Annotated in this window: 8 protein-coding genes; 4 read left to right on the top strand and 4 right to left on the bottom strand. The window is 73.0% G+C overall.

Annotated features, from left to right (window positions below; translation table 11 throughout):
* Positions 1-11: 11 nt before the first annotated feature.
* The gene (locus EFE23_RS20670; protein WP_123242594.1) at positions 12-1,223 is read right to left on the bottom strand and encodes an acyl-CoA dehydrogenase family protein; all 1,212 of its coding nucleotides are present in this window, start codon (positions 1,221-1,223) and stop codon (positions 12-14) included.
* Positions 1,224-2,297: a phosphotransferase family protein gene (locus EFE23_RS20665; protein WP_123242593.1), complete on the bottom strand. Its 1,074-nt coding sequence runs from the start codon at positions 2,295-2,297 to the stop codon at positions 1,224-1,226.
* 149 nt (positions 2,298-2,446) lie between these two features.
* Between EFE23_RS20665 and EFE23_RS20660 the strand changes: the two genes are divergently transcribed.
* Both EFE23_RS20660 and EFE23_RS20655 read left to right on the top strand, forming a co-directional pair.
* Entirely contained in the window at positions 2,447-3,151 is a 705-nt protein-coding gene (locus tag EFE23_RS20660; protein WP_123242592.1) for an ACT domain-containing protein, read from the top strand.
* Positions 3,152-3,231: 80 nt separating this feature from the next.
* Positions 3,232-4,311, top strand: coding sequence for a GNAT family N-acetyltransferase (locus EFE23_RS20655; protein ID WP_123242591.1), 1,080 nt, complete (start codon positions 3,232-3,234; stop codon positions 4,309-4,311).
* Positions 4,312-4,539: 228 nt separating this feature from the next.
* Here EFE23_RS20655 and EFE23_RS20650 read toward each other — a convergent pair whose 3' ends face one another.
* Positions 4,540-6,105, bottom strand: a complete 1,566-nt coding sequence (locus EFE23_RS20650; protein ID WP_123242590.1) for an aldehyde dehydrogenase family protein — start codon at positions 6,103-6,105, stop codon at positions 4,540-4,542.
* A gap of 461 nt (positions 6,106-6,566) precedes the next feature.
* Positions 6,567-7,352, bottom strand: a complete 786-nt coding sequence (locus EFE23_RS20645) for a hypothetical protein (protein ID WP_148058495.1) — start codon at positions 7,350-7,352, stop codon at positions 6,567-6,569.
* A 365-nt stretch (positions 7,353-7,717) separates the two neighbouring features.
* On the opposite strand from EFE23_RS20645, the gene EFE23_RS20640 reads away from it, so the two are divergent.
* Both EFE23_RS20640 and EFE23_RS20635 read left to right on the top strand, forming a co-directional pair.
* Positions 7,718-10,585, top strand: coding sequence for a glycoside hydrolase family 9 protein (locus EFE23_RS20640; RefSeq protein WP_123242588.1), 2,868 nt, complete (start codon positions 7,718-7,720; stop codon positions 10,583-10,585).
* Between the two features lie 336 nt (positions 10,586-10,921).
* A partial coding sequence (locus EFE23_RS20635) for a glycoside hydrolase family 10 protein (protein ID WP_233601084.1) occupies positions 10,922-11,816 on the top strand: 895 nt, incomplete at its 3' end.

The following is an 11,816-nucleotide window of genomic DNA, read 5'->3' as shown; positions in this document are numbered from 1 at the left end:
TGGGGCCGCAGTCAGGGCCAGCGGCGCAGTTCGCGCTTGGCGAGGGACGCCTTGTGCACCTCGTCGGGGCCGTCGGCGAGGCGGAGGGTGCGGGTCTGGGCCCACAGAGCCGCGAGCGGGTTGTCCTGGCTGACGCCGGCGCCCCCGTACGCCTGGATGGCCTTGTCGATCACCCACTCGGCCATCGCCGGAGTGGCGATCTTGATGGCCTGGATCTCGGTGTGCGCGCCCTTGTTGCCGACGGTGTCCATCAGCCAGGCGGTCTTCAGCACCAGCAGCCGGGCCTGCTCGATCCGGACCCGGGACTCGGCGATCCACTCCCGGACCACGCCCTGCTCGGCCAGCGGCCGGCCGAACGCGACCCGGTCCAGGGCCCGCCGGCAGAGCAGCTCCAGGGCCCGTTCCGCCATGCCGATCAGCCGCATGCAGTGGTGGATCCGCCCCGGGCCCAGCCGGGCCTGGGCGATCGCGAAGCCACCCCCCTCGACGCCGACCAGGTTCTCCGCCGGCACCCGGACGTCGGTGAAGTCGATCTCGGCGTGCCCGCCGTGCGGCGCGTCGCTGTAGCCGAAGACGGTCAGGCCGCGGCGGACCGTGACGCCGGGGGTGTCCCGGGGGACCAGGACCATGCTCTGCTGGCGGTGCCGCTCGGCGTCCGGGTCGGTCTTGCCCATCACGATGAAGATCTCGCAGCGCGGGTCCATCGCCCCGGACGACCACCACTTGCGGCCGTTGATCACGTACGAGTCGCCGTCCCGGGTGATCCGGGTGGCGATGTTGGTGGCGTCGGAGGAGGCCACCTCCGGCTCGGTCATGCAGAAGGCGGAGCGGATCTCCCCGTCGAGCAGCGGGGTGAGCCAGCGGTCCCGCTGCGCGTCGGAGCCGAACTCGGCGAGCAGCTCCATGTTGCCGGTGTCCGGGGCGGCGCAGTTCAGCGCCTCCGGGGCCAGGTGCGGACTGCGTCCGGTCAGCTCGGCGAGCGGGGCGTACTGGAGGTTCGTCAGGCCGGCGCCGTACCGGGCATCGGGGAGGAACAGGTTCCACAGGCCGCGTTTGCGGGCCTCCGCCTTCAGCTCGTCCATCACCGGCGGGCGGGCCCAGGGATCGCCCGCCGCGGTGACCTGCTCGTGGTGCACCGGCTCGGCCGGGTACACGCACTCGGTGAGGAACGCCTCGAGCCGCTCGCGCAGCTCAACCGTCCGGGCGTCGTACGCGAAGTCCATCTATCTCTCCCTGACCGCGTGCAGGCCGTGCTCGACCAGCGGCGCCACCATCTCGCCGATCCGGTCGAAGCCCTCGCCGAGGGTCTGCCCGAGGGTGTGCCGGTAGTGGATCCCCTCGCAGATCACCGCGAGCTTGAAACAGCCGAGCGCCACGTGCCAGTGCAGCGGCCCGACGTCGACGTCGCTGCGCCCGGCGTACCGGTCGATCAGCTCGGCGCCGCTCGGGAAACCGGCCCGGGGACCGATGCCGTCGGCCACCGGGTTGCCCTCGGCGAGCGCGCTGTCCCCGAGCACGCTCCAGTACGTCAGCAGCAGGCCCAGGTCGGCGAGGGGGTCGCCGAGGGTGGCCATCTCCCAGTCGAGCACCGCCCGGACGGCGACCGGGTCGACCGCGGCGAGCAGGTTGTCCAGCCGGTAGTCGCCGTGCACGATCCGCCCCGCGTTCGCGCCCTCCGGCACGCTGCCGGCCAGCGCGTCGCGCAGCTCGTCGATGCCGGGCAGCGGGCGGCTGCGGGAGCGGTCCAGCTGGCCGGCCCACCGCCGGACCTGCCGGGCCAGGTAGCCCTCGGGACGGCCGAAGTCGGCCAGCCCCACCCGGGCCGGGTCGACCCGGTGCAGCGCGGCGAGGGTGTCCATCATCGCCATGGCCAGCTCGTGCCGCTGCCCGGCGGTGAGCTGGTCGGTCTGCGCGCGGCTGCGGTAGACCTCGCCGTCGACCTTCTCCATCAGATAGAACGGGGCGCCGATCACCTCGGGGTCGGCGCAGAGCAGCAGCGCGGCGGGGACCGGCACGGCGGTGGGGGCCAGCGCGGAGATCACCCGGTGCTCGCGGGCCATGTCGTGGGCGGTGGCCAGGACGTGCCCGAGCGGGGGCCGGCGCAGCACCACCTCGCGGTCGCCCGCGCGCAGCAGGTACGTCAGGTTGGACTTGCCCCCGGCGATCAGCCGCGCCGACAGCGGACCGGCCAGCTCGGGCCGGTGCCCGGCCAGGTATCCGCCGAGCCGGTCGAGGTCGAGCCCGCGCGGGGCCGAACCGGTCGGGGGCGGTGCCGCGTCGACGGCCGGATCGGTCATCCGGTTAGTTGATGGCAGCTCAGCCTTCTTGTCAAGGTCGGATTTTCCCGCGGGACACGGCACCGCAACAGGGGCGAAATGGTCACCCGGCAGGCTGGGACCCAGCCTGCCGGCCGCCACGGCCGGCCCGCCGAGCGGAGGGACCAGACATGCTGCTGAGAGTTCGGGTGACCCTGCCGGACCGACCCGGCACGCTTGGCCAGGTGGCCCGCACACTCGGCGTCGCCGGCGCCGACATCGTCCAGGTGGTCGTGCTGGAACGGCTCGGCGGCCGGGCGGTGGACGACTTCACCGTGGTGTGGCCGGGCGCGGCGCGGGTGGAACGCCTGCTCGCCGGCCTGGCCGCGATCCCCGGCGTACGGGTGGACGGGGTGTGGCGCGCGATCGGTGCGCCGACCACCGGGGGCCAGGACGCCGAGCTGCTCGCCCAGGTCGCGGCGAACCCGAGCGACGGCGTGGCCACCCTGGTCGACGCGGTGCCCGGGCTGCTCGCCGCCGACTGGGCGGTGGCCGCGGTGGTGCCCCTGGACTGGGCCGCCCGCGGTGGCGGCGCGGGCGGGGCGACCGTCGGGCACGCGAGCTGGCGGGCCCCGGTCCCGCCCCGGCTGCCGGAGGTGACGCCGCTGCGGGCGCGGGCGATGACCAGCCCCGACGGGCACCACTACGCGGTCGCGCCGTTCGGCCGGGCCGGCCTCGTGCTGGTGGTGGCGCGGGACCACAGCGAGCCCCTGGCCGCCGCCGGGTTCCACGCCACCGAGGTGGACCGGCTGGCCCAGCTGGTCCGGGCCAGCGCGGTGATCCTGGGCGACCGGCTGGACCTGGTCGGCGCGCCGCCGGTGACCACCATCACCTGACCTGACCCGCCGTTTCACCCGCGGGCAACGGCCGCGCAACAGGGGGCCGGCAGGGTGGTCACCGGCGAAGGGAGCGAACCATGGCGCTGTGGCGGATCCGGGCCACCGTGGACGACCGGCCGGGCTACCTGTCGGTCCTCACGGCGAGCCTCGCGTTGCGCGGGGTCAACATCCTCACCGTGCAGGTGCACACCACCGAGGTGGGCGCGGTCGACGACTTTCTCGTCGACGCGCCCGACCGGCTCACCGAGGCCGACCTGCGGGCGGCCGTCGAGCGGGGGCGGGGCCGGGACTGCTGGGTCGCGCGCAGCGAGGCGCGCGGGCTGGCCGACCAGCCGACCCGGGTGCTCGGCCTGGCCACCCGGCTGGTCCGGGAGCCGGACGGGGCCGGCGAGGTACTGCGTACCCTGCTCGGCGCGGACGAGGTGACCTGGCGACCGACGCCGGCCGGCCCGCTCGGCGGGGTGGGCGCCACCACGATGGTGCTGGCCGATCCGTCCGGCGGCTCGTACGAGCTGCGCCGCGGGGAGCCCAGCTTCACCCCGGCCGAGTACGCGCGGGCCCAGGCGCTGGTCGAGTTGGCCGCGACCGTCGCCCGCCGGGACGCCGACCGGGTCACCCTGGTGCTGCCCGACGGGGCGGAGGTGCTGGTCCGGCCGGCCACCGTCGAGGACGTGACCGCGGTGGTGGAGCTGCACGCGAGCTGCTCGGCGCGCAGCCGGCAGCGGCGCTACCTCGGCGGCGCCGCCTGCCCGTCCCCGGCCCGGCTGCGCCGGCTGCTGGAACCGGCCCAGGGGCTCACCCTGGTCGCCACGGCGGGCTCCGGCGGGGAGGCGGCGCCGGTCGTGGCGATGGCGAACCTGCTCGGCGAGGGGGACGAGGCGGAGGCGGCGCTGCTGGTGCGGGACGACTGGCAGCGGCGCGGGCTCGGCACGGCGCTGCTGCGGCGGCTGCTCGGGCATGCCGAGCGGACCGGCTACGCCGCCGTGCTGCTGCACGTGCAGGCGGAGAACACCCCGATGCTGCGCGCCGTACGCCGGCTGGACCGGCCGACGTCGGTGGGGCGGGACGGCAGTGTGCTGACCGTGACGGTGCCGCTGGTGGCCCGCCCGGTCCCGCTGCCCCGGCCGGCCGACGCGACCGCCCGCCGGGCGCGCTGACCCGAGGGGCGCCCGCCACGACGCGCGTCCCGGGCCGCAACGGCGCGGTCCGGGACGGCGACCGGCCGGCGACCTCTACCCGGCACCGGCCGCAAGCCGGTGCCACCTGGGCCGATCTCCGGTGCGGAGGACGGTGACACGGCAGGGCCCCCGGTGCGGGGGCCCTGCCCGTGTTCGCGCGACCGACCGTGGCCGGCGCGCCGGGCGCCGACGCCCGCCGCGCCGGGCTCAGGTCGCCGGGTAGCTGCTGTAGTCGGGGAAGTTGCCGTAGAGCCGGCCGTCGCCGCCCACCGTCACCGCCTGCACCAGCAGGTCACCGCCGACGAACGCGCCCTTCCAGGAGGCGCCCCGGCCGCCGAACGGCTCCTCCCGGTCGCCCCGGGACCGCGGCTTGTTGATGCCCACCTTGAACGCCTGGAGGTCGACCGCGAGCTTGCCGGCCAGCTCCTCGTCGTCGCAGGCCAGCGAGGCGACCAGCGCGCCGTTGGAGGCGTTCATCTGGGCCAGCAGCTCGTCGGTGGTGTCCACCACGACGATGGTGTCGACCGGGCCGAACGGTTCGGCGTGCATCAGCCGGGACCGACCGGGCGGGGCGAGCAGCACCGCCGGCGCCACGTACGCCGAGGTGTCCTGACCGTCGAGGAAGGGCGCGCCGTCGAGCTTGCCCCGGTGCAGCGGCACCGCGCCGCCGCGGACCGCCTCGTCGACCTTGCGGCGCAGCTCCTCGGCCTTGGCCGCGCTGATCAGCGGGCCGAAGTCCAGCTCGGGCAGCGGGTCGCCGGCCGACCAGTCGGCCCCGACGGCGAGCGGGTGTCCGAACCGGACGGACCGCACCACCGGGAGGTACATGTCGAGGAACTCGTCGACCAGGTCCCGCTGGACCACGAACCGGGGGTACGCGGTGCAGCGCTGCTTGCCGTACTCGAAGCCCTTCTTGAGGTGCGCGGCGAGCAGGTCCCACTGGGAGAAGTTCCAGATGCCCCAGGCGTTGAGGCCCTCCTGCTCGATGAAGTGCCGCTTGTCGGAGTCGAGCAGCGCGGCGGCCACCTTGCCGCCGTTGGAGCGGCCGCCGACGAACGCCACCGCGCCGATCTCCGGGGCGCGGACCAGCACCTCGGAGAGTTCCTCGCCGCTGCCGGAGACCAGCGTGGCGGGCAGGCCGGCGCGGCGCATCAGCGCGTGCGCCACGGTGAGGCAGACCGCGCCGCCCTGGGACGGGGTCTTGGCGATGACGGCGTTGCCGGCGAGCAGCTGCACCAGTTCGGCGTGGACCAGCACACTCATCGGGTAGTTCCAGGAGGCGATGTTGCTGACCGGGCCGGGCAGCGGCTCGCGGCCGTCGGCGAGCATCCGGTCGATCTCCTGCACGTACCAGCGCACGCCGTCCAGGGCGCGGTCCACGTCGGCGCAGGCGAGCCGCCACGGCTTGCCGATCTCCCAGACCAGCAGCATGGCGAGCAGGTCGCGGTGGGCGGCGAGCGCGTCGAGGGCGTCGGTGACCCGGGCCTTGCGCTCCGCCAGCGGGGTCTGCGCCCAGTCCCGGTGGCGGGCGGCGGCGTGCGCGACGGCGGCGCGGGCCGCGTCCGCGTCGAGCCGGGCCAGGCTGACCAGGACGGTGTTGTCGACCGGGGTGCGGACCGGGGCCGGCGTGCCGACCGCCCGCCACTCACCCTGGACGAGGTTGTGCAGCGTGGCGCCGCCGTCGGGCGCGGTGCCGAAGGCTTCCGGCGCGGCGGCGACCGCGCGGGCGAGCGTGTCCGACCAGGAGGTGCCGTCGGCGAGTCTGAGAGCCATCGCGATCTCCTCAGGGTTGTCCGGGGGAGCGGCGGCGTCGATGGCACCGCTGGTGCCGCGTACTGTCCCGCGCCGTCGAACGCACGGGCAACCGTACGCTCGTATCCCAGGACGGAAGGCCCACCGGTTGACCCCGGCGGTGCCGCGTCGTGGTCGCCTGTAACCGGCGACGACCTGCGGATACGCGGAATCTTTATTCAAGAACATCGATGATGTGATTCAGCTCCGGGCGCCGTCGACCGGGGTTACCCGTCAGTACGGACCGGCCCGCCGGCCGGTTCAACCCCGGCCGGCCCGAGCGCCTCCCAGCGGCCGCCGTGGTTAACCCGGTCCGCCGTGATCGGCGGTATCCGGTGCCACGACAGCGCGCCCCCGGCACCTCGGGTGGGCCGGGGGCGCGGATACACGGAACCGGCCGCCGGACACGAGGTCCGACGGCCGGTTCCCGGGTGGCGCGGAGGTCAGCTGGTGAAGCGGACCTTGTCCCGACGACGGCGCAGCGTCATCAGCACGACGCCGCCACCGATCAGGAATACGCCGGTGAGCGCCATGCTGGTCGCGGCCACGCCGGTGAGCGGCAGCCCGCCCTCGGTGCCACCGCCGGCGCCGCCACTCACCGAGGTGCCCGGGGTGCCCGGCGTGCCGGACGGGTTCTCGGAGGGGTTCTCGGAGGGGTTCTCCGAGCCACCCGGCGTCGGGGTCGCCGACTCCCCCGGGGTCGTCGGCGTCGGCGAGGGCGACTCCGACGACTCGCACGGCTGCAGCCAGAAGACCTTGTGCTTGTCGTCGAACGCCTTGCCGTCCGTCAGGTCCACGTCGAGCTTGATGTGGTAGCCCTGCTGCTCCTGCAGAGTCAGGCCGGTCAGGTCGAGGTCGTTCGCGGAAAGCTTGATGACCTCGTCGTGGTCGTTCTCGGCGCCGGAGGCGGGGTCGTCGCTGATGAGCACGTCGTCCTTCGACCAGACGAGCTTGGCCTTCGGCGTGGCCGACGGCGGCTGGGCCCACAGCTTGAGGTTCGCCCGCTGGCCCTGGTCGAAGTTGAAGAACTCGAGTTCGAACTCGCAACCCACGTGCGGCTGGTTGTCGACGGAGTCCTCGAAGGGGGCGCCATCGATCTTCACGGTGCCGTTGTCGCCCGGGGGGTTGTGCGGGTTGCCGGTGGCCCAGGCCGGGGCGGCGAAGGCGAGGCAGGCGGTGACGGCGGCTGCGGTGAGGGCCGCGCGCGCCACGTGCCGACGCTGTGGCATGAGGAATCCTCCGAAATGGGGAGAGGTGACGGCACATGATCGCATGGAGGTGCCCGGCCGGCGACATCGGACGTTCGGCCTGAGCTGCGACGACGTGGCGTACCGAAGGCGATGACGAAGGAGGATTGAGCCAATTCGGCGGCGCGTCGGTGTAACGCGACAGAGCGAGTCGACGCTGCGGGCGTCCGCGCCCGGGTCACCTTCACAACCGGCGAGTCGCCTATTAGATTGTCGACTATCCATGGGAGCGCTCCCGCGCCTCCGCGGCCCACCCACCACCACACCGCCGCACGGCAGTTCCGAGCATCGACGGCGTCCCCGTCCGGGCGGAGCCGCCGTGCGGCAACCACTCACAGGAGCTCGCCATGCCCCACCCGATCCCGCCGCCACGCGGCCGAACCCGGCTCCGCCGCCTGGTCGCCGCCGGCGCCGCCTTGGTCGCCGGCCTCGCCACGGCCGTCGCCGCCCCGCAGGCCGCCGCGCCAGCGAGCGCGGCGCCCGCGTTCAATTACGCAGAGGCACTGCAGAAGTCGCTGTTCTTCTACGAGGCGCAGCAGTCCGGGAAGAAGCCGGCCTGGAACCGGGTCTCCTGGCGGGGTGACTCGGCGCTGACCGACGGCGCCGACGTGGGCCTGGACCTGACCGGTGGCTGGTACGACGCCGGCGACCACGTGAAGTTCGGCTTCCCGATGGCGTTCAGCACCACCATGCTGGCCTGGGGCGCGGTCGAGTACCGGGACGGCTACGTCGCCTCCGGCCAGCTCACCCACCTGCTCAACAACCTGCGCTGGGTGAACGACTACTTCGTCAAGGCGCACCCGGCCCCGAACGTGCTCTACGGCCAGGTCGGCAAGGGCGACGACGACCACAAGTGGTGGGGGCCGGCCGAGGTGCTGCCGATGGCGCGGCCCGCGTACAAGATCGACGCGAGCTGTGGCGGCGCGGACCTGGCGGGGGAGACGGCGGCCGCGATGGCCGCCTCGTCGATGGTGTTCCGGCCCACCGACGCCGCCTACGCGGACAAGCTGCTCGGGCACGCGAAGCAGCTCTACACCTTCGCCGACACGGTGCGGAAGAGCTACCACGAGTGCATCACCGACGCGACGAACTTCTACAAGTCGTGGAGCGGCTACCAGGACGAGCTGGTCTGGGGCGCGATCTGGCTCTACCGGGCCACCAACGACGCGACCTACCTGGCCAAGGCGGAGAGCGAGTACGACAAGCTCGGCACCGAGCCGCAGTCCACCACCCGCTCCTACAAGTGGACCATCGCCTGGGACAACAAGCAGTTCGGGGCGTACGTGCTGCTGGCCAACCTGACCGGCAAGCAGAAGTACGTCGACGACGCCAACCGCTGGCTGGACTGGTGGACCGTCGGGGTGAACGGCTCGAAGGTGAACTACTCGCCCGGCGGGGAGGCGGTGCTCGACTCCTGGGGATCGCTACGCTACGCCGCCAACACCGCCTTCGCGGCCCTGGTCTACAGCGACAAGACCACCGACGCCACCCGTAAGGCCCGGTACCACGACTTCGCCGTCCGGCAGATCAACTACGCGCTCGGCGACAACCCGCGCAACTCCAGCTACCTGATCGGCTTTGGGGCCAACTCGCCGAAGAACCCGCACCACCGCACCGCGCACGGCTCCTGGTGGGACAGCCAGACGGTGCCCACCGAGACCCGGCACGTGCTCTACGGCGCGTTGGTCGGCGGCCCGTCCTCGGCCAACGACGCGTACACCGACAGCCGGTCGGACTACGTGATGAACGAGGTGGCCACCGACTACAACGCCGGCTTCACCTCCGCGCTGGCCCGGCTCAGCAAGGAGTACGGCGGCACCCCGCTCGCCGGTTTCCCGACCGCCGAGACGCCGGACCTGGACGAGCTGACCGTCGAGACCACGGTGATGCAGGCGGAGACCCGGGCCACCGGGCTCAAGGCGATCATCTACAACAAGTCGGGCTTCCCCGCCCGGGCGCTGAAGACGGCGAAGTTCCGCTACTACTTCCGCCCCGACGGCACCGGCCCGGTCACCGTCACCCCCGGCTACACCCAGGGCTGCCCGTCGCCGTCGACCGCCAAGCAGTACAGCGGCGACATCTGGTACGTCGAGGTCGACTGCACCGGGTACACCATCGCGCCGGCCGGGCAGTCCCAGCACCGGATGGAGGTCCAGTTCAAGATCGGTGTGCCGGAGGGTGGCACCTGGGACCCGACCAACGACCCGTCGTACCAGGCTGCCGCCGGGCCGAACCGGAAGGTCCCGCTCTACGAGGCCGGCGTGCGGGTCTGGGGCGAGGAGCCCGGCCCGGCCACCCCGGACACCACCCCGCCGACCGCGCCCGGCACCCCGGTCGCCTCCGGCGTCACCTCCACCGGGCTCACCCTGACCTGGCCCGCCGCGACCGACACCGGCGGCAGCGGCCTGGCCGGCTACGACATCACCCAGGCCCAGGTCGGCAGCGACGCGCTGGTGCTGCTGAAGTCCACCACGAACAGCCTCGCCGTCACCGGCTTGCTGCCCGAGCGGACGTACCAGTTCTCCGTGGTCGCCCGGGACGGCGCCGGCAACCGGTCGACGGCCTCGCCGACGGTCTCGGTGACCACCCCGGCCGCCCCGGCGCAGGACACCACCCCGCCCACCGCCCCCGGCACCCCCACCGCGTCGGCCGTCGGCCCGACCGGGCTCACCCTCGCCTGGGGCCCGGCCACGGACAATGTCGGCGTCACCGGCTACCGGGTCTACCGGTCCGGGAACGTCCTGGTCGGGTCGACCACCGGCACCACCCTCGCGGTCACCGGGCTGACCGCGTCGACGGCGTACACCTTCACGGTGGTCGCGGTGGACGCGGCCGGCAACGTCTCCGCGGCCTCCGCGCCGGTCACCGTGACCACCGCGGACCCGCCGACCGCCGGCGGCTGCACCGTCGGGTACGTCACCAGCAGCTGGGACACCGGGTTCACCGCCAACATCACCGTCACCAACACCGGCACGGCGGGCATCAACGGCTGGACCCTCGCCTTCACCTTCCCGAGCACCGGACAGAAGGTGGGTCAGGGCTGGTCGGCGAACTTCACCCAGACCGGCACCGCGGTGACCGCGTCGAACGTCTCCTACAACGGGGCGCTCGCGCCGGGGGCCTCGACCAGCTTCGGCTTCAACGGCACCCACACCGGCACCAACCCGACGCCGACCGGCTTCACCCTCAACGGCGTGGCCTGCACCGTCTCCTGACCGTCGAGCCCGACGGGCGTGGCCGGTCACCGTACCCGGCTGACCGGTCACGCCGCCTCGCCGGCCCGTCAGCGGGGGTGCAGGATCGTTTCCGAAACATTTCCGAAAGTTGTTGTTCCGGGCTGAGGCTCGGTGGCAACATTTACGCTGATCAATTCTCGAACACGGACGTCCAGTGGTCCCGCCCAGCCAGCTTGGACGCCGGCCAGTAAGGAGGCCAAGGTGGCTATCAGCCCCTCCGTCCATCGCGGCGGGAACCTACGGCAGCGAAGGCTCGTCGTCAGAGCGCTGCTCGCCGGCGCGGTCAGTGTCGTGACAGTGGCCGCGGCCGCGGTGATGATGCCGTCGGCGGAAGCCGCGGCGAGCACGCTGGGTGCGGCGGCCGCGCAGTCGGGCCGGTACTTCGGCACGGCGATCGCGGCGGGCCGGCTCGGTGACTCGACGTACACCACGATCGCCGGACGCGAGTTCAACATGGTGACGGCCGAGAACGAGATGAAGCCGGACGCCACGGAGCCCCAGCGGGGCCAGTTCAACTTCTCCGCCGGTGACCAGATCTACAACTGGGCGACCCAGCGCGGCATGAAGGTCCGCGGCCACACCCTCGCGTGGCACTCGCAGCAGCCGGGCTGGATGCAGAGCCTGAGCGGCAGCACCCTGCGCCAGGCGATGATCGATCACATCAACGGGGTGATGGGCCACTACAAGGGCAAGCTCGCCGCTTGGGACGTGGTCAACGAGGCGTTCAACGAGGACGGCAGCCGCCGGCAGTCCAACCTGCAGGCCACCGGCAACGACTGGATCGAGGTGGCGTTCCGCACCGCCCGCAACGCCGACCCGTCGGTCAAGCTCTGCTACAACGACTACAACATCGAGAACTGGTCCTACGGCAAGACGCAGGGCGTCTACCGCATGATCCAGGACTTCAAGTCCCGCGGCGTGCCGATCGACTGCGTCGGGCTGCAGACCCACTTCACCGGCGGCAGCTCCCTGCCCAGCAACTTCCAGACCACCCTGTCCAGCTTCGCCGCCCTCGGCGTGGACGTGGCCCTGACCGAGGTCGACGTCACCAACGCCTCGACCACCCAGTACGCCGGGCTCACCCAGGCGTGCATGAACGTGCCCCGCTGCATCGGCATCACCGTGTGGGGCGTACGGGACAGCGACTCCTGGCGCTCCAGCGAGAGCCCGCTGCTGTTCGACGGCGGCGGCAACAAGAAGGCCGCCTACA

Source organism: Micromonospora solifontis, from assembly GCF_003725545.1.
Lineage (GTDB): Bacteria > Actinomycetota > Actinomycetes > Mycobacteriales > Micromonosporaceae > Micromonospora > Micromonospora solifontis.
Note: the sequence above shows the minus strand (reverse complement) of the source record. Positions and strands in the feature narration are given on the sequence as shown.